A 23,974-nucleotide genomic window follows, 5' to 3' on the forward strand; every position below is an offset into this window, starting at 1 on the left:
ACCCGGCTGGCTCGCTACTGGTTCGAGGCGGCCCGGTGCGGCAGTTTCCAGCCGGGGCGGATGTAGTGGCAGGTGTATCCGCTCGGATAGTGCTGCAGATAGTCCTGGTGCTCGGGCTCGGCTTCCCAGAAGTCGCCCGCGGGGCTGATCTCGGTCACCACCTTGCCGGGCCACAGGCCGGACGCCTCGACGTCGGCGACGGTGTCCAGCGCGATCCGCTTCTGGTCCTCGTCCAGATAGAAGATGGCCGACCGGTAACTGGTCCCGCGGTCATTGCCCTGGCGGTCTTTCGTTGTCGGATCGTGGATCTGGAAGAAGAACTCCAGCATCGCGCGGTAGTCGGTGACCGCAGGGTCATAGCCGATCTCGATCGCCTCGGCGTGCGTGCCGTGATTGCGGTAGGTCGCATTGGGGACGTCACCGCCGGTGTAACCGACCCGGGTCGAAACCACACCCGGCTGCTTGCGGATCAATTCCTGCATCCCCCAAAAGCAGCCGCCGGCGAGAATCGCTTTCTCGTTGGTCATCGTTCGTCCTCCATCACCGGCCAGCAATGACGCCAGGTTACACTCCGCCGATGAGCTGCAATGGTGCCGCGAAATCATGAGCACGCCGAAGTTCTCCCGTAGCGAACTGGCCGCCGCCTTCGAAAAATTCGAAGCGACCGTCGATACGGCGGCGCAGTCGCAGGACTGGGACGCATGGGTCCAGCACTACACACCCGATGTCTTGTACATCGAACACGCGGCGGGCACCATGCATGGCCGCGACGAGGTCCGCGAGTGGATCAGCCGGACGATGGGCAGCTTTCCCGGCAGCCACATGGTCGCGTTCCCGTCGCTGTGGTCGGTGATCGACGAGCCCACCGGACGCGTCATCATGGAACTCGACAACCCGATGCGCGATCCCGGCGACGGCACCGTCATCGGCGCGACGAACATCTCGATCATCACCTATGCCGGCGACGGCCTGTGGCGTCAGCAGGAAGACATCTACAACCCGCTGCGCTTCGTGCAGGCCACGTTGAAGTGGTGCCGCAAGGCGCAGGAGCTCGGCACCCTCGACGAGGCCGGCGCGCAATTCATGCGGCAGTACGGAGGCGCCGAGTGAGCACCAAGCCCAAGCTGGTGATCGGTGCCAATGGCTTTCTCGGTTCACACGTCACCCGCCAGCTCGTTGCCAAGGGCGCATCGGAGAATTTCGAAGTGCGGGCGATGGTGCGTGCCGGCGCCAACACCCGCGCCATCGATGACCTCGCGGTGACCCGGTTTCACGGCGACGTGTTCGACACCGCCGTGCTGCAGGAGGCGATGGACGGCGTCGACGACGTCTACTACTGCGTCGTCGACACCCGCGCCTGGCTGCGCGACCCGTCACCGTTGTTCCGCACCAACGTCGAAGGCCTGGGCAACGTTCTCGATGTTGCCGTCGGAGAACCCGCCCTGCGCCGGTTCATCTTCACCAGCACCTATGCGACGGTGGGCCGCCGCCACGGGCACGTGGCGACCGAAGACGACCTGATCGACGCGCGCGGGCTGACGCCCTATGTGCGGTCCCGGGTTCAGGCCGAAAACCTGGTGATGCGGTTCGTGGACGAAGCGGGGTTGCCCGCCGTGGCGATGTGTGTGTCAACGACTTACGGCAGCGGGGACTGGGGCCGCACCCCACACGGTGCGTTCATCGCCGGCGCCGTCTTCGGCAAGCTGCCCTTCACGATGGACGGGATCCAGCTCGAGGTCGTCGGCGTCACCGACGCCGCCCGGGCCATGATCGCCGCCGCCGACCGCGGGCGCATCGGCGAGCGGTACCTGATTTCCGAGCGGATGATCGCCTTGACGGAGGTGGTGCGGATCGCGGCCGACGAAGCCGGTGTGCCGCCACCGCGACGTTCGATCTCCGTTCCGGTGCTGTACGCCCTCGGCGCGCTGGGCAGTCTGCGAGCCCGGCTCACCGGCAAGGACGCCGAGCTCAGCCTCGCGTCGGTGCGCATGATGCGTGCCGAAGCGCCCGTCGATCACAGCAAGGCCGTCCGCGAATTGGGTTGGCAGCCGCGCCCGGTCGAGGAATCCATCCGGGAGGCGGCTCGGTTCTGGTCGGCGATGCGAAATGCCAAGGGTAGGAGCATGACTCCCGGCTGAACACCACGCCGACCGTTGTTCAGGGCGCAGCGCGGCGCCTGGTGCGGGACTAGCCTCGGGCGGTGTGAATACCGCACGAGTGTCCGTCGATCTCACCGGGGCGCCCCAGACCATGCTCGCGACGTTGTACGCCAAGGCGCTGGACGCCGACTTCCCGAAGCCGGTCCTGGGCGATCGGTACGCGAAGGAGATCGTCGAGCGCATCGACTACGACTGGAAGAAGACGACCATCACCGCCCGGCGGGCGCCGTCGGTGACCACCCGTTCCGCGCATTTCGATGAGTGGACGCGCGAATTCCTTGCAGCGCACCCGTGTTCGACCGTGCTGCACCTGGGCTGCGGGCTGGACAGCCGGTTTTTCCGCTTACAGCCGGGTCCGGACGTCCAGTGGTACGACGTCGACTACCCCGAGGTCGCCGCGCTGCGCGCCCAGCTTTACCCGAGCCGCGATCACTACCGCGTCATCGCCGCCTCGGTCACCGACCCGGCATGGCTGGCCGAAATCCCCGCCGACCGTCCCACACTGATGATCGGGGAGGGGCTGACCATGTACCTGACCGAGCAGGACGGCACCGCGCTGCTGCGTCGGGTCGTCGACCGGTTCGGTTCGGGTGAGTTGCAGTTCGACGCTTTCAATTGGCTCGGGATCAAGTCGCAATGGCTCAACACAGTGGTGCGACGGTCGGGGTCCACACTGCGGTGGGCGATCAACGGGCCAGACGACATCATCGAAGCCGTACCATCGGTGCGGCTGCTGGCCTGGGAGCGATGGTTTGAGTCGTACACCTTCGCGCAGCTGCCACGCTCAGCCCGGGTGCTGGCCAGGTTCATGGCGCAGGTCCAGGCCGTGGCGAACATGTCGCAATATCACCGCTACGCATTCGGTCCGGCCTGACGGGAAGTCTTGACCTCCGCCCTGTGTTGCACCCCTTACCCGTATCTGAGGAGGAGACCATGAGCCACCCGGAAATCAAAGAACCCAACGCCGGGCACCCGATCACCATCGAGCCCACGAAGGGGCGGGTTCAGGTTCGTGTCAATGGCGAGCTCGTCGCGGACACCACCGCCGCGCTGGAACTGCGCGAAGCCACAATCCCTGGGGTGCAATACATTCCGATCGCCGATGTGGTAGAGGATCGGCTCACCCGCACCGACACCAGCACGTACTGCCCGTTCAAGGGTGTCGCCAGCTATTACAGCGTGACCACCGCGGCCGGCGAGACCGTCGACGATGTGATTTGGACCTACGAGCAGCCCTACCCGGCGGTCGCGGCGATCGCCGGGCATGTCGCGTTCTACCCCAACAAGGCCGAGATCAGCGTCTCGGCTCAGTAGGGGTCCCACCCGGGAAGCGCGGTCGCCGTCGCCCGGGTGTCGCTGTAGAGGCGCATCGAGACGATGAGCCCGTCGCGGGTGTCGAAGATGCACACGAACGGGCTGTCGTAGGCGATGCCGCCGGAGGTGGTGCCGGTCGCATGCGCCTCCACCACGACGGTCTCTCCCTCGTTGACACAGCGCACCAAGTCGATGACCAGCTCGAGGTCTTGTTTACGCCGCTCGATCGCGCGCCGGAATGCGCCCTTGTCGCAAGTGCTGCGCGTGTACAGCGTCCAGTAGGTGAAGTCGTCGCGCAGCAGCGCGAAGCCCTCGTCCAGATCGCCGCCCTCGCTGGTGCTCTGCAGGAACATCCAGGCCAGTTCGCCCTGCGGGTCATCGAACGGCGTCATCACACCGCAATATTGACTGGGGACAGAGTTCACGGTCAATCAGAGCTTTCGGAGAGTCATCAGGTGAAGAGCACGCGCACGGTGGTGTTCCCCGGGGCCGCCAGCTTCGGGCACACGCTGGCGCCGCTTCGCCGCGGCCCCGGGGATCCCTGCTTCAGGGCTCCCGGCGACGGCTCGATCTGGCGGACCAGCCTGCTGCCCACCGGTCCCGTCACGGCACGGATCAGTCGCGCGGCCCCCAACGCCGCGCACTGTGTGGCGTGGGGCGGCGGCGCGCACGAGTTCGTCGAAACGCTGCCCGCGATGCTGGGTCTCGAGGACGACGCCTCGGACTTCGCGCCGCGGCATCCAACGGTCGCCGCCGCGCACCAACGGGTTCCGCACCTGCGGCTGGGCCGCACCGGTCTGGTGCTGGAAGCGCTGATCCCGGCGATCATCGAGCAGCGGGTGCCCGGCGCCGACGCGTTTCGCTCCTGGCGCGTGCTGGTGACGAAGTACGGGAGTCCGGCGCCGGGACCGGCCCCGGACGGGATGCGGGTGCTGCCGCCGGCGCAGGTGTGGAGAAGCATCCCGTCGTGGGAGTTTCATCGCGCCAACGTCGACTCCAGGCGGGCGCAGACGGTGGTGACCTGCGCGCGCCGCGCCGCCTCGCTGGAGCGGTTGACGTCACGGCCGGCGGCACAGGCGCGCCGAGCGTTGACGTCCTTGCCGGGGGTGGGGGAGTGGACCGCCGCCGAGACGGCGCAACGGGCCTTCGGCGACGCCGACGCCGTGTCGGTGGGCGACTACCACATCCCGAAGATGATCGGCTGGACGTTGCTGGGCCGCCCGGTCGACGATGCGGGCATGCTCGAATTGTTGGAGCCGATGCGGCCGCACCGCCAGCGCGTGGTCCGGCTGCTCGAAGCCAGCGGATTGGCATACGAACCGCGCCGGGGGCCGCGGCTGCCGGTGCAGCAAATCCACTCGCTGTGATTCGCCGCGTTTTTCGCATCCGCCATCGGGTACCCAATGGGGCAAGTAACTGTGTGCGACCCGATGAAAGGAAGCCAGGAAACAAACGATGACTCAGTTCACAATCCCGGGATTGACCGACAAGCAGGCGGCGCGGCTCACCGAACTGCTGCAAAGGCAACTGAGCACCTACAACGATCTTCACCTGACGCTCAAGCACATTCACTGGAACGTGGTGGGCGCGAACTTCATCGGTGTGCACGAGATGATCGACCCGCAGGTGGAAGCGGTGCGCAGTTTCGCCGACGACGTCGCCGAACGCATTGCCGCCCTGGGCTCTTCACCGCAAGGCACACCGGGCGCCATCATCAAGGACCGCTCTTGGGACGACTATTCGGTCGGCCGTGACACCGTCCAGGCCCACCTGGCCGCCCTGGACCTTGTCTACAACGGCGTCATCGAAGACATCCGCCGATACATCGACGAGACTGACGAACTCGACCAGGTGACCCAGGACCTGCTGATCGGCCAGGCGGGACAGCTGGAGAAGTTCCAGTGGTTCGTCCGGGCGCACCTGGAAAGCGCCGGCGGCCAGCTGGCTCACGCGGGCAAGAGCACCGAAAAGGCCGCCGCCAAGAGCGCGCGCAGCAAATCCTGACGAGCCCGTTCGCGTACTTTGCGCAGTCGCCCCGGCAAATCGCTGCCGGGGCGACTGCGCGTGACCGCGCTGCCGCCGCGGGGCCGACCGTCTGGACCGGAATAAGTGGACCCTAGTCCGGTTATATAGGTAGTTCACTTTTGAGGAGGTCAGATGCCTGCAGTTACGGCCAACACGCTGACATTGCCGCGAGTCCACGGCCCCAGGCCCGCCGACACCGAGCGGCCGGTGCGATCGATCACCACCGGTCCGCGCGGGTATGAGGGCGAGGGCTTCCCGGTCGTCCGGGCTTTCGCCGGGGTCAGCACCGCCGCCCTGGATCCCTTCGTCCACATGGACCAGATGGGCGAGGTCGACTACCAGCCGGGCGAGCCCAGGGGCACCGACTGGCATCCACACCGCGGCTTCGAAACCGTGACCTACATGCTCGACGGGAGATTCGCGCACCAGGACTCCCACGGGGGCGGCGGTCTGATCAGCGACGGAGCGACACAGTGGATGACCGCCGGTTCCGGCATCCTGCACATCGAGACCCCGCCGGCCGAGCTCGTCGACGGCGGAGGCCTCTTTCACGGCGTCCAGCTCTGGGTGAACCTGCCGAAGAAAGACAAGTTCGCGCCGCCGCGATACCAGGCCATCGAGGGCGGCGACGCCACGTTGCTCGCGTCCGACGACGGCGGCGCGCTGATCCGCATCATCGCCGGCGAGATCGACGGCCACCGGGGCCCTGGTCTCACGCACACGCCGATTACCCTCGCGCACGCGACGGTCGAGAACGGCGCCCGGCTCAACATTCCATGGCAGCGCGACTTCAATGCGCTGGTGTACGTGTTGTCGGGCAGCGGGTACGTCGGCCCGGTCGCCCACCCGATCCACCAGGGGCAGCTGGGGGTCCTGGGGCCCGGCGATCGGATCACCGTGGGAGCCCAGCGGATCCAAGATTCGAACCGGACGGCGGCCATTGACGTGCTGCTTCTGGGGGGCCGTCCCATCCGCGAGCCCGTATTCCACTACGGGCCTTTCGTGATGAACACCCGCGCGGAATTGATCGAGGCGATGCAGGACTACCGGGCCGGAAAGTTTGGCAGCATTCCGCCAAACGCGCTGATGCCGCACCATGGCGGTGGCACACTTTAGCAATGCTTCCACGGGGGACTCGCCGGCCGGGGCGTCCGCCTGCGGCAAAGGCCGACGAGACTCGGCAACGGATCATCCAAGCCGCCCGTTTGGTGTTCAGCGAACGCGGCTACGACGGCGGGACGTTCCAGGCCATCGCGGCGCGCGCCGACCTCACCCGACCGGCGATCAACCACTACTTTTCGAGCAAACGAGCGTTGTATCGCGAAGTTCTGGCCGAGACCAATGAATTCGTCATCGGGGCTGGCATAAGACAAGCCGAAGGCGAGACCACGCTGGTGGCGCGGTTGACGGCATTCATCTCCGCGGCCGTCAGGGCCAATTCGGACAACCCCGCGGGATCGGCGTTTTTAATCAGCAGCGCTCTCGAGTCCCAGCGTCACCCGGAGCTGACGGGAACCGAAAACGATTCCCTGCGGCTGAGCAGAGAATTCCTGACGCGCGTCGTCAATGACGCGATCGAGCATGGCGAGATCGTCACCGACTTTGACGCGTCGGCATTGGTCGAGGCACTGCTCGTGGTGATCTGCGGGGTGGGTCTGTACGCGGGCTACATCCAGAGCCCTGAAGCGATGCTGGCCATCACCGGAGTGATGCGCCGGTTGCTGGAAGGTGCGCTCCGGGGACCTGAGGCTTAGCCCATCGGGCACAGTGAAGTTTCACACAAAGAGTATAGGCTAACTAACTTATCCCGGTACCATGGTCCGGATATGACTGATCTGGATGCCTTGACACCGCCTTCCGTGCGGTCCGCCGGCGACAGCTGGTCCATCACCGAACTTGTCGGCGCCACCGCGTTGGGCGTCGCCGCGTCGCGCGCCGCGGAGACAGCCGGGGCCGATCCGCTGATTCGTGACGAGTTCGCGCGCCTGCTGGTGTCGTCGGCCGGCCCGGCGTGGGCCCGGCTCGCCGACCCGGAGTTGTCCTGGCTCGACGACGATCAGCACGGACGGCGCGCGCATCGAACCGGCATCGACTACCAGGCCGTGCGCACGCATTTCTTCGACGAGTACTTCGGCGGCGCGGTCCGTTCCGGGATCCGGCAGGCGGTGATCCTGGCCGCCGGGCTGGACGCCAGGGCCTACCGGCTGAACTGGCCGGCCGGCACCACGGTCTACGAGATCGACCAGCCCAAGGTGCTGGAGTACAAGACCGGAATTCTGCAGCGGCACGGCGCCGTACCGACCGCCATCCGCCATCCGGTCCCGGTGGATCTGCGCGAGGATTGGCCCGCCGCACTGACCACCGCCGGATTCGACCGCCGGCAACCGACCGCCTGGCTGGCCGAGGGCCTGCTGCCGTATCTGCCCAGCGACGCGCAGGACCGGCTGTTCGAGATGTTCACCGCGCTCAGCGCGCCCGGCAGCCAGGTCGCGATCGAGGTGTTCGGCGTGAACTCGCGGAGCAACTCGCAGCGCTGGTTGCGGATGCGGGAGCGGCTCGGCCTGGATGTCAACGTCTTGGCGCTGACCTACCATGAGCCGGACCGCTCGGATGCAGCTGCGTGGTTGGCCGACCACGGCTGGCACGTGCACACCGTGAACAACCGCGACGAGATGGCCCGACTGGGCCGTCCGGTACCCGACGACCTCTCCGACGAGGCGGTGCGCAGCACGTTGCTGCGGGCGCGTCTCGGCGGGACCATCGCCTGATTTTCACCTGTCAAGAATCCAAGGAGTCAATGCCATGAGCTCACTGCGCACCCACGACGACACCTGGGACATCAAGAGCAGCGTCGGTACTACCGCCGTGATGGTGGCCGCCGCCCGCGCCGTCGAGACCGAACAGCCCGAGGCGCTCATCCGCGACCCGTACGCCAAGCTGCTGGTCACCAATTCCGGTGCCGGCGTGCTCTGGGAGGCCATGCTCGACCCGGACATCGCGGCCAAGGTGGAAGCCCTCGACGAAGATTCCGCGGCGCACCTGCACCACATGCGCGGCTACCAAGCGGTGCGGACGCACTTCTTCGACACCTTCTTCACCGATGCCGTCGCCGACGGGATCCGCCAGGTCGTCATCCTGGCGTCGGGACTGGACTCCCGCGCCTACCGGCTGGACTGGCCGGCCGGTACCACCGTCTACGAGCTCGACCAGCCGCAGGTGCTGGCCTACAAATCCACGACCCTGGCGGAGAACGGGGTAACGCCGTCGGCCGACCGCCGCGAGGTGGCCATCGACCTGCGTCAGGACTGGCCGGCCGCGCTGCGCGCCGCCGGCTTCGACCCCACCCAGCGCACCGCCTGGCTGGCCGAGGGGCTGCTGATGTACCTGCCCGCCGAGGCCCAGGACCGGCTGTTCACCCTGATCGGCGAGCTGAGTCCGGCCGGGAGCCGGGTCTCGGCCGAAACCGCGCCCAACCACGCCGACGAGCGGCGCCAGCAGATGCGGGAACGGTTCAAGAAGGTGGCCGACGAGATCGGCTTTGAGGAGACCCTCGACGTCGGTGAGCTGATGTATCGCGACGACCACCGCGCCGACGTCACCGACTGGCTCAACGAACACGGCTGGCGCGCCACCGCCGAGCACTCGACGGCGGCGATGCGCCGCCTGGGCCGCTGGATCGAGAACGTCCCGCTGGCCGACGACAAGGACGCATTCTCCGACTTCGTGATCGCCGAGCGGCTGTAATGGCGCGCACCGCGGACGACTCCTGGGACATCGCCACCAGCGTCGGGGCGACCGCGGTGATGGTCGCGCTGGCCCGGGCTGCCGAGACGGCCGGCGCCGATCCGCTCATCCGAGATCAATTCGCCGAGCCGCTGGTTTCCACGCCGGAGCTCGAGGGAGTCCGTGAGCAGGTCGCCGCCTGGTGGGCGGGCGATCCGGATGACGACCCCGAGGATGGCGCCCCGAACGCCGGTTACATGATCAACTACCAGGCCGTGCGCACCCACTTCTTCGACGCGTACTTCACCGAGGCCACCCAAGCCTGTCGCGCCGGTATCCGGCAGGTCGTGATTTTGGCCGCCGGCCTGGATTCGCGCGCCTACCGCCTGGCCTGGCCGGCCGGCACCGTCGTGTACGAGATCGATCTGCCGAGGGTGCTCGAGTACAAGAGCGATACGCTCGCCAGCCACGGCGCCACACCCACCGCCGACCGCCGGCCGGTACCCGTGGACCTGCGCCACGACTGGCCGCAGGCATTGCGCGACAACGGCTTTGACGCCGGACAGCCCACCGCGTGGCTGGCCGAAGGGCTGCTGCCCTTCCTCCCTGCGTCGGCACAGGAGGCCCTGTTCGCCTCGATCGACGCGCTGAGCGGATCGGGCAGCCGGGTGGCCGTTGAGAACTTCGGGGTCGATGCGGACAAGCGCCGCGAGGCCGAACAGCGGTGGCACGAACTGCGGTCCAAGCGCGAAGCGCGCGGCCTGGACACCTCCTTCAACCCGTTTGACCTCTGGTTCTCTGACGAAGGCCGCCCCGACTGCGCCGAGTGGTTCACCGCGCGCGGCTGGACCACGAGCACGGTGAGTGCGCGCGACGAGGGGCTGCGACTGGGCCGGGCCCCACAGCCCGAAGATCGCCCGTTCGCGAACAGCTTCGTGACGGCAGCCAAGCCCTGAGCGATCACGCCCGACTGCACTCGATGCCGCAGACCCGTAGCGTGTTCACCGTCGGCTCGCGGCCGCGGCTACCGGGATTTCGCCAGGTCATCGAGGACAATGGTGACTCATTATGGGCGGCGGCGCGGCTGAGCGATCACACCGCTGGGTGCTGTTAAAGGGCCGGCTCGTCGCCGGCCTCGCTTCGGCCTTCGTCATGGCCGTCACCGGCGTCGGCTGGACGGGCTACCACACCGCCCTGGGCAGAATCATCATTTCCCACGCGCTGCCGAATGGGGCGACGTCGCTCGGCGACAACCAGAACATCCTGCTGATGGGCTTGGACAGCCGGTTGGACCAGAATGGTCAGCCGCTATCGCAGGAGATCTACGAGGCGCTGCACGCGGGCGACGAAACCTCGGGTGGCTACAACGCCAATGTCCTTATCGTCGTGCACATTTCGGACCGTGACGGGCCGGTCACCGCGGTATCGATTCCCCGCGACGACTACGCCGAGTTGCCGGGCTGCCCGGGCTCGGTCTGCGCGGGCAAGATCAAGCAGGCGTACGGGCTGGCCTATCAGCAGTCGTTGAACGCGCAGGCCGCCGGGAACTCGGGCGGCGCGGGAGCGACCGATCTGGTGGCTCGCGAGCAGACCGCCCGCGAGGCCGGCCGCAAGGCCGAAATCGCCGCCGTCAACGATTTCCTGGGTATCTCGGTCGACCACTTCGTCGAGGTCACGTTGGGCGCCTTCTACCAAATCGCCAAGGCCGTGGAGCCCATCACGGTCTGCCTCAGCGGCGATACGCGTGACAGCTATTCGGGTGCGGACTTCCACCAAGGGGTTCAGCGCATCGATGCCGCGGAGGCGATGGCCTTCGTTCGGCAACGGCGCGACGAAACCGACGGCTCTTTCACCGATTTCGACCGGACACGACGCCAGCAGGCGTTCCTGGTGTCGTTGGTCAATGCGGCGCGCAGCGGCGGTGTGCTGTCCAGCGTGAGCGGGCTGCGCAAGATGCTCCAGGTCGCCCGCGACAACGTCGCCGTCGACGCCGGGCTGGACCTCGTGCAGTTCGCCTCACGCGCCTCCCGACTGACCGAGCGGCCCCTGTCGCTCTACACCCTGCCGATCTCGGGCTTCGGCAAGGACCCGAACGGATCCGACATCAACCTCGTCGACCTTTCGGTCATCCGGCGCATCGTCAACGAGCGCTTCATGTCGGACGCGCCGGCCGCGCTCGACGCCGCGTCACCGACCGCCCAGCCACCGCCCACCCCGGCCGAACCCGTCATTCTCGACGTCGTCAACGCCACCTCGCATGACGGGCTCGCGGCCGCCCTCGAGGAGGCCTTCGCCGGCCGAGGCTTCACCCGGGGCAGCGCCACGACCGCCCCCACCCCGGCCGACGACAGCATGATCGAGTACGGCCCCGAGGCCGGCCAGGGCGCGCGGATCCTGGCCGACCAACTGCACGTGCCGGTGAGCGAAGATCCCACTGTGGCCTCCGGAACCGTCCGGCTGACCGTGGGAACCCGGTTTCCCGCGGCGGACTACCTCGCCCACCCCGGCGCCCACCCCGCCGGCGGGGGCGACGCGTCGGCGTCCGGGCAGGTGAGTGCCGTCGCCGCCACCGGCACCGGCGACCGCGCCCCGGCACCGACCGACCTCAGCCAGATGACGGCGTCGAGCGTCCCCTGCGTCAAGTAGCCCCGCGCGCCCGGTCCTTTCTACTGCCCTCCCAACCGGATGGTTAGTATCGCGGTTATCACCGATGAGCGGCCGCCACGCGGCGGGACTCTGCTCGGGAAGGACAATGATGACCACCGAATCGGTTGCATCGAAGACATCGCTGGCCAAGGACTCCAAGAACGGGACCGGAGCGGCCGACATCGCCGGCACGGTTGCCCGGCTTCGTCAGACCTTCGCCACCGGACGCACCCGCGACATCGAATGGCGCAAGCGGCAGTTGCTGCAACTGCAGAAGTTGATGGAGGAGAACGAGGGCGCGCTGGCCGCGGCGCTCGCCGAAGACCTGGATCGCAGCCCCTTTGAGGCCTACATCGCGGACATCGCCACCACCGCGGGTGAGGCCAAGTACGCGGCCAAACGGGTGCGCAAGTGGACGCGGCGCAAGTATCAACTGCTCGAGCTGCCGCAGCTGCCCGGCCGCGGCTGGGTGGAATACGAGCCCTACGGCACGGTGCTGATCATCGGCGCCTGGAACTACCCCTTCTACCTGACGCTGGGGCCCGCCGTCGGAGCGATCGCCGCCGGGAACACCGTGATCCTCAAGCCGTCGGAAATCGCGGCCGCGTCCTCGCGTGTGATTGCCGAGCTGGTGCCCAAGTATCTCGACAACGACGCCATCGCGGTGATCGAGGGCGACGGTGCCACGAGCCAGGAGCTCATCGCGCAGGGCCTGGACCGGGTGATGTTCACGGGCGGCACCGAGATCGGCCGCAAGGTCTACGAGGGTGCGGCACCGCACCTGACCCCCTGCACCCTCGAACTCGGCGGAAAGAGCCCGGTCATCGTCGCAGCGGACGCCGACGTGGACGTGGCCGCCAAGCGGATCGCCTGGATGAAGCTGCTCAACGCCGGACAAACCTGCGTCGCACCGGATTACGTGTTGGCGGACGCGTCGATTCGCGACGAACTGGTGAACAAGATCGGTGCCGCCATCACGAAGTTCACCTCGGACAAGCCGGACGGCATGCGGGTGATCAACCAGCGGCAGTTCGATCGGATCAGTGGCTACCTGTCCGGAGCGGACGGCAAGGTCACCGTCGGCGGGGCCTGCGATGCGTCGACGCTGCGCATCCAGCCCGCCGTGGTGGTGGACCCCGCCCCGGACGGGCCGCTGATGCAGAACGAGATCTTCGGTCCGGTCCTGCCGGTGATCACCGTCCAAAACCTGGATGAGGCGATACGTTTCGTGAACTCACGACCCAAGCCGCTGTCGGCGTACCTGTTCACCAAACGGCGCGAGACGCGCGAGCGGGTGATCAAGGAGGTGCCGGCGGGCGGCATGCTGGTCAACCACGTCGCCTTCCAGGTGTCGACGGCCAAGCTGCCCTTCGGCGGGGTCGGCCCATCGGGCATGGGCGCCTACCACGGCAAGTGGGGTTTCGAAGAGTTCAGCCACCGCAAGTCGGTCTTGACCAAACCCACTCGGCCCGACCTGTCGAGCTTCATCTACCCTCCATACACCGAGCGGGCCTTCAAGATGGCCCGCCGGATGTTCTGACCCGGTTTCGCCAAACCAGTTGCTAGACAGAGATTTTCATAGCGGAGAGGAACCTTATGCCCGGAGTGCAGGATCGCGTCGTCATCGTCACCGGAGCCGGTGGGGGGCTGGGCCGTGAGTACGCCCTGACCCTCGCCAAGGAGGGTGCCAGCGTCGTCGTCAACGACCTCGGCGGTGCCCGCGACGGCACCGGCGCCGGCCACAACATGGCCGACGAGGTGGTCAACGAGATCAAGGACGCGGGCGGCCGGGCGGTCGCCAACTATGACAGCGTCGCCGAACCCGAGGGCGCCGAGAACATGGTCAAGACCGCGCTCGACGAATTCGGTGCCGTGCACGGCGTGGTCAGCAACGCCGGGATCCTGCGCGACGGCACCTTCCACAAGATGTCCTTCGAGAACTGGGACGCCGTCCTCAAGGTGCACCTCTACGGTGGCTACAACGTCATCCGCGCCGCATGGCCGCACTTCCGTGAGCAGAGCTACGGCCGGGTCGTCGTCGCCACCTCCACCAGTGGTCTGTTCGGCAACTTCGGCCAAACCAACTACGGGGCGGCCAAACTCGGCCTCGTGGGCCTGATCAACAGCCTGGCGCTGGAGGGGGCGAAGTACAACATCCGCGCCAACGCGGTCGCCCCGATCGCCGCGACGCGGATGACCGAAGACATCCTGCCCCCCGAAGTGCTCGAGAAGCTGACGCCGGAGTACGTCGCGCCGGTGGTGGCCTACCTGTGCACCGAGGAAAACCCCAACAGCGCTTCGGTTTTCGTGGTCGGCGGTGGCAAGGTGCAGCGGGTCGCGCTGTTCCAGAACGCCGGCGTCAACTACGACAAGCCGCCGACGGTGCAGGACATCGCCGCGCAGTGGGGCGAGATCACCGATCTGTCCGCGGCCAAGCCGGCCGACTTCAAGCTGGGCTGAGCCCGCGGGCGGCGGAGTGTCGGCGGGTCAGACGAGCAGCGCTTCGCGCAGGCGCTCCGCGTCCGACTCGCTGACACCCGCGGCGCGCAGGTAGGCGTTCAGCGACCCGAATTCCTCGTCGATCACCCGGCGCGACGCGGCCAGGTATTCGGGGCGGACGCCCAGGACCCTTTCCGAGAGCCGCGCGTCGCTCCAGGTCATGACCTCGGGGGTGAGTTCGGTGTTCGCGCGTTCCTTGACCATCTCCAAGACCGCCGTCCGGAGCTCGCCGACGGCGTCGTTGCTGCGCAGGTAGTCGGCGACGATGATGTCGCGATCGATTCCGATCGCCTCCAGCACGAGCGCGACGATGAAGCCGGTGCGGTCCTTGCCGGCGAAGCAGTGGGTGAGCACCGCGCGTCCCGCGGACAGCAGCGTGACGACCTGCCGCAGCGCTTGCCGCGACCCGTTACGGGTTGGAAATTCCCGATATTCGTTGACCATGTATCGGGCGGCAGTCACGTCGACGGATTCATCCGACTCGCCGTTGGCCCACAGGTGTCGAAAGGCGCGCTCGTGCGGGGCCTCACCGTCGGGCTGCTCCTCAGCGCCGAGGTCGGGCATCGGCAACAGGTGCACCTCGATGCCGTCGGGAACGCGTCCAGGCCCGCGCCGGGCGACCTCCTTGGCCGCGCGCAGGTCGGCGACGTCGGTGATGCCCACTTGACGCAGCGTCGTCCGGCCCTCGTCGTCCAGGCGGCTCAGCTCACCGGACCGAAACAACCGGCCCGGCCGCAAGCCGTTGGCGCCGTCGGCGACGTCGCGAAAGTTCCACCCGCCGGACAGTTCTCGCAGGGATTCAGTCATGTGAGGTCACCGCCGCGGCGAGCGCGGACTTTTCCTTGCCGAGCTCGGTGCGCGCGATGGTCCGCATGTGCACCTCGTCCGGGCCGTCGAAGATCCGCATGGCGCGGTGCCAGCCGTAGAGGCGGGCCAGCACCGTGTCGTCGCTGACACCGGCGGCCCCGTGCACCTGGATGGCGCGGTCGATGACGTCGCAGGCCACCCGCGGCGCGACCGCCTTGATCTGGGAGACCAGCAGATGCGCGGCCTTGTTTCCGTGCTGGTCGATGGTCCACGCCGCCTTCTCGCACAGCAGCCGGGCCTGATCGATTTCGTTGCGGGACTTGGCAATTGATTCCCGCACCACACCCTGCTCGGCCAGCGGGCGACCGAAGGCGATCCGTTTCTGGGCCCGGTCGGACATCAGTGCCAGCGCACGCTCGGCGCCGCCGAGGGCGCGCATGCAGTGGTGGATGCGGCCCGGTCCGAGCCGGGCCTGGGCGATCGCGAAGCCGCCGCCCTCTTCGCCGAGCAGGTTGGTCGCCGGCACGCGCACGTTGTCGTAAATGACCTCGCAGTGGCCGTGCTGGTCCTGCCAGCCGAAGACCGGCGTGGAGCGCACGACCGTCACGCCCGGCGTGTCCATCGGCACCAGCACCATCGACTGCTGCTGGTGGCTGGCCGCGTCGGGGTTGGTGCGGCCCATGACGATGAGTACCTTGCAGCGCGGGTCGGCGGCACCCGAGGTCCACCACTTGCGCCCGTTGATCACGTAGTCGCCGCCGTCGCGCACGATCGAGGTCTCGATGTTGCGGGCGTCGCTGCTGGCAACGGCCGGCTCGGTCATGGAGAAGGCGCTGCGGATCTCGCCGGCGAGCAACGGCTCCAGCCACTGCTTGCGCTGTTCGTCGGTGGCGAACAGGTGCAGCGTCTCCATGTTGCCGGTGTCGGGTGCCGCGCAGTTGAGCGCCTCGGGAGCGATCTCCAGGCTCCAGCCGGTGATCTCGGCCAGCGGCGCATATTCCAAGTTGGTCAGGCCCGACTCGGCCGGCAGGAACAGGTTCCACAGGCCCTGCTGCCTGGCCTTGACCTTCAGCTCCTCGACGACGGGCGGAACCGTATGGTCGCGCGGGCCGGCTTCGTGACGGTATTTGTCGTAGTCGGCCTCGGCTCCGAACACGTGCTCGGTCATGAAATCGGAGAGCCGCTTGTGGTAGTCGCTGGCCTTGGCCGACATCGCGAAGTCCATGCCCGTCACGATAGGACACGTGCTATTGGACGTCGCGAGCAGACGCTAAATCGCATGCTGCAGTGCGGATTGGTGCGATTCCGTGTCTGCTCGCGCAGGATAAGGGGCGTGACCGAATCCCGCCCCCCGTTCCCGCCGTTCACGCGGCAAACCGCGATCCACAAGGTGCAGGCGGCAGAGGATGCCTGGAACACCCGGGATCCCCGGCGCGTCAGCCTGGCGTACACGGTCGACTCGCAGTGGCGAAACCGCAGCGAACACGTCGTGGGCCGCGACGAGATCGTGGCGTTTTTGACCCGCAAGTGGCAGCGCGAGCTCGATTACGCGCTGCGCAAGGCTCTTTGGGACTTCCACGACAACCGCATCGCCGTGCGGTTCCAATACGAGTGCCACGATCAATCCGGACAGTGGTATCGCAGCTACGGCAACGAGCTGTGGGAGTTCACCGAGTCCGGACTGATGGCGCGCCGCGAAGCCAGCATCAACGACGTGCCGATCGACGAGTCGCAGCGACGCTATTTCGGGCCCCGTCCGTCGTCCGAACACGGCCACGACATCCCGCTCTGGTAGCTCCTTTGATGGGCGGGCGCAACAATGCGCTCTTGTGACGTCACAACGCGGCGGCCGCTACTGCATCGCGTTGCGGCGGCGAAGCATCGACCGGGAGTCGATCGCCGACGGCCGGGGCATCCCGCCGTGGGCGATCACCCGTCCATGGTGAAACCTGGTTATGGTAGCGAAGCGCGCGGCCGAGCCGGCGCCACGCCCATCAGCAGGGACAGTACGGAAAAGTACGGAAAGTAGATGCACGCGCCATGACAAATGCGCAGACCAACGCGGTCAAGGTAGGGGTGGTCTCCGAGTCCGGTGCCGACGAGCGGCGGGTTGCGCTGGTGCCGAAGGCGGTGGCGTCGCTGGTGGGCACCGGCGTGGCGGTCGTGGTCGAGTCGGGAGCCGGTGAGCGGGCCCTGCTGCCCGACGCGCTCTACACCGAGGCCGGGGCGAGCGTCGGTGACGCGTGGGCCGCCGATGTCGTGGTCAAGGTCGCGCCGCCGACCCAGGCCGAGGTCGCCAAGTTGCGCAGCGGTCAGACGCTGATCGGATTTTTGGCGCCGCGCAACGCCGACAACTCGATCGGCGCGCTGAAACAGGCGGGTGTGCAGGCGTTCGCGCTGGAGGCGATCCCGCGGATCTCGCGGGCCCAGGCGATGGATGCGTTGTCGTCGCAGGGCAACGTGGCCGGGTACAAGGCCGTGTTGCTGGCGGCCTCGGAATCGACCCGGTTCTTCCCCATGCTGACGACCGCGGCCGGAACGGTGAAGCCGGCCACGGTGCTGGTGCTCGGAGTCGGGGTGGCCGGGCTGCAGGCGCTGGCGACGGCCAAACGGCTGGGTGCGCGCACCACCGGTTACGACGTGCGGCCCGAAGTCGCCGACCAGGTGCGCTCGGTGGGCGCGCAGTGGCTCGACCTGGGCATCACAGCGGCCGGCGAGGGCGGATACGCCCGTGAGCTGACCGACGAGGAACGCGCGCAGCAGCAGCAGGCGTTGGAGAAGGCGATCAGCGGTTTCGACGTCGTCATCACCACGGCGCTGGTTCCGGGCCGGCCGGCGCCGCGTCTGGTGACCGCCGCGGCCGTGGAGGCGATGAAGTCCGGCAGCGTGGTGGTGGACCTGGCCGGTGAGACTGGCGGCAACTGCGAGCTCACCGAACCCGGGAAGACGGTCGTCAAGCACGACGTCACGATCGCCTCGCCGTTGAACCTGCCGGCGACCATGCCCGAGCACGCCAGCGAGCTCTACAGCAAGAACATCACCGCGCTACTGGACTTGTTGGTCACCGACGGAAAACTGGCCCCGGACTTCGATGACGAAGTCATCGCGGAGTCCTGCGTGACGCGGGCCGGCGCCGGCGACGATGCAGAGCGCAGCGATGCCGCGACGCGGCGCCCGACAGGCTGAGAGGACTACATGTACGACGAGCTATTGGCCAACCTGGCGATCCTGGTGCTCTCCGGATTCGTCGGGTTCGCGGTCATTTCCAAGGTGCCCAACACCCTGCACACGCCGCTGATGTCGGGCACCAACGCCATTCACGGCATCGTGGTGCTGGGCGCACTGGTGGTGTTCGGCTCCGTCGAGCATCCCTCGTTGGCGCTGCAGATCATCCTGTTCGTCGCGGTGGTGTTCGGCACCCTGAACGTCATCGGCGGGTTCATCGTCACCGACCGGATGCTGGGCATGTTCAAGGGCAAGAAGAAACCGGTCACTGCCAACAGCGAGGAGCCGGCGGCCAAATGAACTACTTGGTGATCGGCCTCTACATCATTTCTTTCGGCCTCTTCATCTACGGCTTGATGGGCCTGACCGGGCCCAAAACGGCGGTGCGGGGCAACCTGATCGCGGCGGTGGGTATGGCGCTGGCGGTGGTTGCGACGCTGATCAAGATCCGCCACACCGACCAATGGGTGCTGATCATCGCCGGTCTGGTGGTGGGGGTGGTGCTCGGTGTCCCGCCGGCGCGCTACACCAAGATGACGGCGATGCCGCAGCTGGTGGCGTTCTTCAACGGCGTCGGCGGTGGCACGGTCGCGCTGATCGCGCTGTCGGAATTCATTGAGACGAAGGGCTTTTCGGCGTTCCAGCACGGCGAGTCACCGACCGTGCACATCGTGGTGGCGTCGCTGTTCGCCGCGATCATCGGGTCGATCTCGTTCTGGGGGTCGATCATCGCGTTCGGCAAGCTGCAGGAGATCATCTCCGGCCGGCCGATCGGCTTCGGCAGGGCCCAGCAGCCGGTCAACCTGCTGCTGCTGGGGGCCGCGGTGGCCGCGGCGGTGGTGATCGGCGTGCACGCCCATCCCGGCACCGGCGGAACGTCGCTGTGGTGGATGATCGGGCTGCTCGCCGCGGCGGGCGTGCTGGGCCTGATGGTGGTGCTGCCCATCGGCGGCGCGGACATGCCGGTCGTCATCTCGCTGCTCAACGCGATGACCGGGTTGTCGGCCGCGGCCGCCGGTTTGGCGCTGAACAACACCGCGATGATCGTGGCGGGCATGATCGTCGGCGCGTCCGGCTCGATCCTGACCAACCTGATGGCCAAGGCGATGAACCGCTCGATCCCGGCGATCGTGGCCGGCGGCTTCGGCGGCGGAGGGGTCGCCCCCAGCGGCGGCGGCGGTGGCGACAAGCACGTCAAGGCCACCTCGGCGGCCGACGCGGCGATCCAGATGGCCTACGCCAACCAGGTGATCGTGGTGCCCGGCTACGGCCTGGCCGTCGCGCAGGCGCAGCACGCCGTCAAGGACATGGCCGCGCTGCTCGAGGACAAGGGCGTGACGGTGAAGTACGCGATCCACCCGGTCGCCGGCCGCATGCCCGGGCACATGAACGTGTTGCTGGCCGAGGCCGAGGTCGACTACGACGCCATGAAGGACATGGACGACATCAACGACGAGTTCGCGCGCACCGACGTCGCGATCGTCATCGGCGCCAACGACGTCACCAACCCGGCGGCCCGCAACGACGCGTCCAGCCCGATTTACGGCATGCCGATCCTCAACGTGGACAAGGCGCGCTCGGTGATCGTGCTGAAGCGGTCGATGAACTCCGGGTTCGCGGGCATCGACAACCCGCTGTTCTACGGCGAGGGCACCAGCATGCTGTTCGGCGACGCGAAGAAATCGGTGACCGAGGTCGCCGAGGAACTCAAAGCGCTATAGCTCGGTAGGCCGGCGGCGCCTGCGCGCCGGGTGCCTAAACGGGGGGGTAGGCCGGCGGCGGGTATCCGTTGCCGTCGGTGACGCCGCGCAAACCCCAGGTGAAGTACCGCATGAAGAACTCGATCTCGTCGCTTGCGTCGTAGCTCGGACTCGGATCCATCGGCCCCACCTCTCGAATCTCGTTCGATCAGCAGTCTAGTCGCACGGCCGTCGACGTGACACCCGGCGTTTTTGCATAAACTGTCCAACCAGTTGATTGATAGTTATTCTTGGCCGAACCGGGCCTGGCCTGCCCATACCGACGATAGTGAGAACAGATGCCCACCGACAGCGTCACACCCAATGGGCAAACGCGGCGCGAAGAGTTGCTGGCCGTTGCCACCAAGCTCTTCGCGGCGCGCGGCTATCACGGCACGCGGATGGACGATGTGGCCGACGTGATCGGCCTCAACAAGGCGACGGTCTATCACTACTACGCCAGCAAGGCGCTGATTCTGTACGACATCTACCGCCAGGCCGCCGAGGGCACGCTGGCCGCCGTCCACGACGACCCGTCCTGGACGGCGCGCGAGGCGCTCTACCAGTACACGGTCCGGCTGCTCACCGGCATCGCCAGCGATCCCGAGCGGGCCGCCGTGTACTTCCAGGAGGCGCCCTACATCACCGAGTGGTTCACCAGCGAGCAGGTCGCCGAGGTCCGCGAGAAGGAAGTCCAGGTTTACCACCACGTGCACGGCCTCATCGACCGCGGGATCGCCAGCGGCGAGTTCTACCCGTGCGACTCGCATGTGCTGGCGCTGGGCTACATCGGCATGACGCTGGGCAGCTACCGCTGGCTGCGGCCCAGCGGACGACGCTCGGCCAAGGAGATCGCGGCCGAGTTCAGCACCGCGCTGCTGCGCGGACTGATCCGCGACGAGGCGATCCGCACGACGTCGCCGCTGGGACCCTAGGCGCGCGCACCCTTGAGGTGCTTGTCGAGGAATGCGAGCTGGTCGGTGACCGCACGCTCGAATGCGTCGTCGACGTAGATCGCGAAATGGCCCTCGGGGTACAGCTTGACCTCACCGCGGGGCGCTTTTGCCGCGTAGTGCAGCGTCGCCGCCGCGGGAGCCACCGAGTCGGCTTCGCACACGCAGAACAGGATCGGGCAGGTGATCCTCGGCGTCAGGCGTCCCGGGCGATAGGTGAAGACGTGCAACGCGATTCGGGCGGCGACCTCATTGCGCAGTTCGACGCCATCGGGCACCAGCCGCAGGTAGCCCGAATACGCGTCGGGTGTGTTCATCAACGCGACCTCGCCGGGCCGGCCCGCCGTTGCGACCATCACCGGTGGCTTGCCCAGCCGACTTGCGAGCACGTCGCGCACCGCCCGCGCGGCGATGCGCGCGGTGATCAACGGGTTGGTGACGGTGCGCGCCGACGCGATGCCGTCGGTGAAGGGGCACTGGGCGACGGCCGCGGCGATACCCGGTAACCGCGCCGCGGTGGCGATCACGTGACCGCCACCAAAAGAGGTGCCCCACAACCCGATCCGGTCGGGGTCGATCCCCGGGAGGGTGCGGGCGTAGGAGACGGCGGCAGCCCAGTCGGCAAGCTGCATGCCGATGTCGAGGACCTGACGCGGCCGGCCCGCGCTGTCGCCGAAATTGCGGTAGTCGAACACCAGGCAGGCATAGCCGGCGGCACTGAAGCGTTCGGCGTAGGCGTCCAGCCGCATGCTGCGCACCGCGCCCAGGCCGTGCGCCATCACCAGCAGCGGCGAGGGCCCGCCGCCCGGCGGGCGGTAGAGCCAGGCGCTGATCAGGTCGTCGCCGGACGGGAACCGAAGGTCTTCGCGTTGTGTCATCAGCGGTTGATTCTGCCCCCGCGGATCACCACGAGTCCGGCAGGTATGCGCGCCCAAATTAATGGACTAGTGTCTAGAAAAGTTTTGAGCGCTCAACGGACGGAGATTCTCATGGCGATCCGCGTCGCGCACGTCGGTACCGGAAATGTCGGTGGGCTTGCCCTCGCCGAACTCATCACCAACCCGCAGTTCGAGCTGACCGGGGTGTGTGTCTCAACCCCGGAAAAGGTGGGTAAGGACGCCGGGGAACTGTGCGGCGTCGGCCTGGACGCCGCAGTGAACGACGGAAGAGCCACCGGCGTCACGGCCGTCGACGACCTGGACGCCATCATCGCCGCCAAGCCCGAGTGCGTCGTCTACTGCGCGATGGGCGACACCCGGCTGCCCGACGCGATGGCCGACGTCATGCGCATCCTGGCCGCCGGCATCAACGTCGTCGGCTCGTCGCCGGGGCTGCTGCAGTACCCGTGGGGCGTGATGCCCGACAAATACATCGCCCGCGTGGAAGAAGCTGCCAAGCAAGGTAATTCGAGCATCTTCATCAGCGGTGTCGACCCGGGGTTCGCGAACGACCTGATTCCGTTCGCGCTCGCCGGGACGTGTCAGCGCATCGAGCAGGTGCGCTGCATGGAGATTCACGATTACGCGTCGTACAACGGGACCGAGGTCATGGACTACATGGGATTCGCCAAGCCCATGGACGAGATCCCGATGCTGCTGCAGCCGGGCATCCTCGGCATCGCCTGGGGAACCGCCATCCGTCAGCTGGCGGCCGGCCTGGGCATCGAGGTCGACGAGATCACCGAGTCCTACCAGCGCGAGCCGGCGCCGGAGGACTTCGATATCGCGGTCGGCCGCGTCGCCAAGGGGACCGTGGCCGTGCTGCAGTTCGAGATTCGCGGCATGGTCAAGGGCCACCCCGCCATCGTCATCGAGCATGTCACCCGGTTGCGGCCCGACCTGCGGCCCGACCTGCCCCAGCCCGCCGGGGGCGACGGTTCGTACCGCGTCGAGATCACCGGCGAGCCGTCGTACGCGGTCGACATCATCCCGAGCAGCCGCAAGGGCGACCACAACCACGCCGCGATCGCGGGCGCCGCGGGTCGCGTCGTCAACGCCATCCCGGCGGTGATCGCGGCGCCGCCCGGCATCCGGACCACGCTCGATCTCCCGCTGGTCACCGGCAAAGGCCTTTACGCACCAAGCACTTTGGTGACCACTTAAATCGAAAGGAGCCCCTACGTGGGACGGGTAGACGGCAAGGTTGCACTCATCAGTGGCGGCGCTCGGGGGATGGGCGCCGAGCATGCGCGGCTGCTGGCGGCCGAGGGTGCCAAGGTGGTGATCGGCGACATCCTCGACGACGAGGGAGAAGCCGTGGCCGCTGAAATCAATGCGATCGGTGACGCGGTGCGCTACGTCCACCTCGACGTCACCCAACCCGACCAGTGGGACGCCGCCGTCGAGACGGCGGTCGGCGAATTCGGCAAGCTCAACGTGTTGGTCAACAACGCGGGAACCGTCGCGCTGGGCCCGCTGAAGAGCTTCGATCTGGCCAAGTGGCAGAAGGTGATTGACGTCAACCTGACCGGGACGTTCCTGGGCATGCGGGTGGCCGTCGAGCCGATGATCGCGGCCGGGGGCGGCTCGATCATCAACGTGTCCTCCATCGAGGGCCTGCGCGGCGCGCCGATGGTGCACCCGTACGTCGCCTCCAAGTGGGGGGTGCGCGGGCTGGCCAAGTCCGCGGCGTTGGAGCTGGCGCCGCACAACATCCGGGTCAACTCCGTGCACCCCGGCTTCATCCGCACCCCGATGACCCAGCACCTGCCCGAGGACATGGTGACCATTCCGCTCGGCCGCCCGGCCGAGTCGCGGGAGGTGTCGACCTTCATCCTGTTCCTGGCCAGCGACGAATCGTCGTATGCCACCGGCAGCGAGTTCGTCATGGACGGCGGCCTGGTCACCGACGTGCCGCACAAACAGTTCTAGAGCCGGTGCTATAA

Annotated in this window: 27 protein-coding genes; 21 read left to right on the forward strand and 6 right to left on the reverse strand. The window is 67.4% G+C overall.

What is annotated here, in order from left to right; translation table 11 throughout:
- Positions 1 to 14 precede the first annotated feature (14 nt).
- Positions 15 to 527 carry a peptide-methionine (S)-S-oxide reductase MsrA gene (gene msrA / locus EPN51_RS10780; RefSeq protein ID WP_293041828.1) on the reverse strand — a complete coding sequence of 171 codons (513 nt, stop codon included), beginning with the start codon at positions 525 to 527 and terminating at the stop codon, positions 15 to 17.
- Between the two features lie 76 nt (positions 528 to 603).
- Between msrA and EPN51_RS10785 the strand changes: the two genes are divergently transcribed.
- From EPN51_RS10785 to EPN51_RS10800, 4 genes are all read left to right on the forward strand, one after another.
- A complete protein-coding gene (locus EPN51_RS10785) occupies positions 604 to 1,110 on the forward strand; it encodes a nuclear transport factor 2 family protein (protein ID WP_293041831.1) in 507 nt (168 codons plus the stop codon).
- Entirely contained in the window at positions 1,107 to 2,138 is a 1,032-nt protein-coding gene (locus EPN51_RS10790; protein ID WP_293041834.1) for an NAD-dependent epimerase/dehydratase family protein, read from the forward strand. Before EPN51_RS10785 ends, EPN51_RS10790 begins: the two co-directional genes overlap by 4 nt.
- Positions 2,139 to 2,250: 112 nt before the next feature.
- The gene (locus EPN51_RS10795; protein ID WP_293042294.1) at positions 2,251 to 3,033 is read left to right on the forward strand and encodes a class I SAM-dependent methyltransferase; all 783 of its coding nucleotides are present in this window, start codon (positions 2,251 to 2,253) and stop codon (positions 3,031 to 3,033) included.
- A 59-nt stretch (positions 3,034 to 3,092) separates the two neighbouring features.
- A complete protein-coding gene (locus EPN51_RS10800; RefSeq protein ID WP_293041837.1) occupies positions 3,093 to 3,473 on the forward strand; it encodes a DUF427 domain-containing protein in 381 nt (126 codons plus the stop codon).
- Here EPN51_RS10800 and EPN51_RS10805 read toward each other — a convergent pair.
- A complete protein-coding gene (locus EPN51_RS10805; RefSeq protein ID WP_293041840.1) occupies positions 3,467 to 3,868 on the reverse strand; it encodes a nuclear transport factor 2 family protein in 402 nt (133 codons plus the stop codon). The genes EPN51_RS10800 and EPN51_RS10805 overlap by 7 nt on opposite strands.
- 60 nt (positions 3,869 to 3,928) lie before the next feature.
- On the opposite strand from EPN51_RS10805, the gene EPN51_RS10810 reads away from it, so the two are divergent.
- From EPN51_RS10810 to EPN51_RS10855, 10 genes are all read left to right on the forward strand, one after another.
- On the forward strand, positions 3,929 to 4,840 hold the full coding sequence (locus EPN51_RS10810) for a DNA-3-methyladenine glycosylase 2 family protein (protein ID WP_293041842.1): 912 nt from the start codon (positions 3,929 to 3,931) through the stop codon (positions 4,838 to 4,840).
- Between the two features lie 88 nt (positions 4,841 to 4,928).
- Positions 4,929 to 5,477 (forward strand): DNA starvation/stationary phase protection protein, encoded by a 549-nt coding sequence (locus EPN51_RS10815; protein ID WP_293041843.1) that lies wholly within the window; start codon positions 4,929 to 4,931, stop codon positions 5,475 to 5,477.
- 153 nt (positions 5,478 to 5,630) lie between these two features.
- Positions 5,631 to 6,614 carry a pirin family protein gene (locus EPN51_RS10820; RefSeq protein WP_293041846.1) on the forward strand — a complete coding sequence of 328 codons (984 nt, stop codon included), beginning with the start codon at positions 5,631 to 5,633 and terminating at the stop codon, positions 6,612 to 6,614.
- Positions 6,615 to 6,616: 2 nt separating this feature from the next.
- Positions 6,617 to 7,252, forward strand: coding sequence for a TetR/AcrR family transcriptional regulator (locus EPN51_RS10825; RefSeq protein ID WP_293041850.1), 636 nt, complete (start codon positions 6,617 to 6,619; stop codon positions 7,250 to 7,252).
- A gap of 72 nt (positions 7,253 to 7,324) precedes the next feature.
- Entirely contained in the window at positions 7,325 to 8,266 is a 942-nt protein-coding gene (locus tag EPN51_RS10830; RefSeq protein WP_293041853.1) for a class I SAM-dependent methyltransferase, read from the forward strand.
- Positions 8,267 to 8,300: 34 nt separating this feature from the next.
- Positions 8,301 to 9,242 carry a class I SAM-dependent methyltransferase gene (locus tag EPN51_RS10835; RefSeq protein ID WP_293041856.1) on the forward strand — a complete coding sequence of 314 codons (942 nt, stop codon included), beginning with the start codon at positions 8,301 to 8,303 and terminating at the stop codon, positions 9,240 to 9,242.
- Positions 9,242 to 10,177: a class I SAM-dependent methyltransferase gene (locus EPN51_RS10840; RefSeq protein WP_293041859.1), complete on the forward strand. Its 936-nt coding sequence runs from the start codon at positions 9,242 to 9,244 to the stop codon at positions 10,175 to 10,177. The genes EPN51_RS10835 and EPN51_RS10840 overlap by 1 nt, the downstream gene beginning before the upstream one ends.
- 112 nt (positions 10,178 to 10,289) lie before the next feature.
- A complete protein-coding gene (locus tag EPN51_RS10845; RefSeq protein ID WP_293041862.1) occupies positions 10,290 to 11,867 on the forward strand; it encodes an LCP family protein in 1,578 nt (525 codons plus the stop codon).
- Positions 11,868 to 11,973: 106 nt separating this feature from the next.
- Positions 11,974 to 13,407, forward strand: coding sequence for an aldehyde dehydrogenase family protein (locus EPN51_RS10850; RefSeq protein WP_293041865.1), 1,434 nt, complete (start codon positions 11,974 to 11,976; stop codon positions 13,405 to 13,407).
- Between the two features lie 56 nt (positions 13,408 to 13,463).
- On the forward strand, positions 13,464 to 14,327 hold the full coding sequence (locus tag EPN51_RS10855) for an SDR family oxidoreductase (protein WP_293041868.1): 864 nt from the start codon (positions 13,464 to 13,466) through the stop codon (positions 14,325 to 14,327).
- 27 nt (positions 14,328 to 14,354) lie between these two features.
- Here EPN51_RS10855 and EPN51_RS10860 read toward each other — a convergent pair whose 3' ends face one another.
- Both EPN51_RS10860 and EPN51_RS10865 read right to left on the reverse strand, forming a co-directional pair.
- Positions 14,355 to 15,173 carry a tyrosine-protein phosphatase gene (locus EPN51_RS10860; protein ID WP_293041871.1) on the reverse strand — a complete coding sequence of 273 codons (819 nt, stop codon included), beginning with the start codon at positions 15,171 to 15,173 and terminating at the stop codon, positions 14,355 to 14,357.
- Complete coding sequence (locus EPN51_RS10865; RefSeq protein ID WP_293042297.1) at positions 15,166 to 16,386, reverse strand: acyl-CoA dehydrogenase family protein; 1,221 nt, start codon at positions 16,384 to 16,386, stop codon at positions 15,166 to 15,168. The genes EPN51_RS10860 and EPN51_RS10865 overlap by 8 nt, the downstream gene beginning before the upstream one ends.
- Positions 16,387 to 16,506: 120 nt before the next feature.
- On the opposite strand from EPN51_RS10865, the gene EPN51_RS10870 reads away from it, so the two are divergent.
- From EPN51_RS10870 to EPN51_RS10885, 4 genes are all read left to right on the forward strand, one after another.
- Positions 16,507 to 16,968, forward strand: a complete 462-nt coding sequence (locus EPN51_RS10870) for a nuclear transport factor 2 family protein (protein ID WP_293041874.1) — start codon at positions 16,507 to 16,509, stop codon at positions 16,966 to 16,968.
- A 245-nt stretch (positions 16,969 to 17,213) separates the two neighbouring features.
- A complete protein-coding gene (locus tag EPN51_RS10875; protein WP_293041877.1) occupies positions 17,214 to 18,359 on the forward strand; it encodes a Re/Si-specific NAD(P)(+) transhydrogenase subunit alpha in 1,146 nt (381 codons plus the stop codon).
- 9 nt (positions 18,360 to 18,368) lie between these two features.
- Positions 18,369 to 18,698, forward strand: a complete 330-nt coding sequence (locus tag EPN51_RS10880) for an NAD(P) transhydrogenase subunit alpha (RefSeq protein ID WP_293041880.1) — start codon at positions 18,369 to 18,371, stop codon at positions 18,696 to 18,698.
- On the forward strand, positions 18,695 to 20,119 hold the full coding sequence (locus EPN51_RS10885; RefSeq protein WP_293041883.1) for an NAD(P)(+) transhydrogenase (Re/Si-specific) subunit beta: 1,425 nt from the start codon (positions 18,695 to 18,697) through the stop codon (positions 20,117 to 20,119). The genes EPN51_RS10880 and EPN51_RS10885 overlap by 4 nt, the downstream gene beginning before the upstream one ends.
- 34 nt (positions 20,120 to 20,153) lie before the next feature.
- Here EPN51_RS10885 and EPN51_RS10890 read toward each other — a convergent pair whose 3' ends face one another.
- Complete coding sequence (locus EPN51_RS10890) at positions 20,154 to 20,279, reverse strand: hypothetical protein (RefSeq protein WP_293041886.1); 126 nt, start codon at positions 20,277 to 20,279, stop codon at positions 20,154 to 20,156.
- Positions 20,280 to 20,436: 157 nt separating this feature from the next.
- On the opposite strand from EPN51_RS10890, the gene EPN51_RS10895 reads away from it, so the two are divergent.
- On the forward strand, positions 20,437 to 21,072 hold the full coding sequence (locus tag EPN51_RS10895; RefSeq protein ID WP_293041889.1) for a TetR/AcrR family transcriptional regulator: 636 nt from the start codon (positions 20,437 to 20,439) through the stop codon (positions 21,070 to 21,072).
- Here EPN51_RS10895 and EPN51_RS10900 read toward each other — a convergent pair.
- The gene (locus tag EPN51_RS10900; RefSeq protein ID WP_293041892.1) at positions 21,069 to 21,968 is read right to left on the reverse strand and encodes an alpha/beta fold hydrolase; all 900 of its coding nucleotides are present in this window, start codon (positions 21,966 to 21,968) and stop codon (positions 21,069 to 21,071) included. The two genes, EPN51_RS10895 and EPN51_RS10900, sit on opposite strands and share 4 nt — an antisense overlap.
- A 111-nt stretch (positions 21,969 to 22,079) precedes the next feature.
- Here EPN51_RS10900 and EPN51_RS10905 point away from each other — a divergent pair, with 111 nt between their 5' ends.
- Together EPN51_RS10905 and EPN51_RS10910 are read left to right on the forward strand one after the other, a co-directional pair.
- Entirely contained in the window at positions 22,080 to 23,192 is a 1,113-nt protein-coding gene (locus EPN51_RS10905; protein WP_293041895.1) for a diacylglycerol kinase, read from the forward strand.
- Positions 23,193 to 23,210: 18 nt separating this feature from the next.
- Positions 23,211 to 23,960: a glucose 1-dehydrogenase gene (locus EPN51_RS10910; RefSeq protein ID WP_293041898.1), complete on the forward strand. Its 750-nt coding sequence runs from the start codon at positions 23,211 to 23,213 to the stop codon at positions 23,958 to 23,960.
- The last annotated feature ends 14 nt before the right edge of the window (positions 23,961 to 23,974 follow it).

This window comes from Mycobacterium sp. (genome assembly GCF_004298145.1).
Lineage (GTDB): Bacteria > Actinomycetota > Actinomycetes > Mycobacteriales > Mycobacteriaceae > Mycobacterium.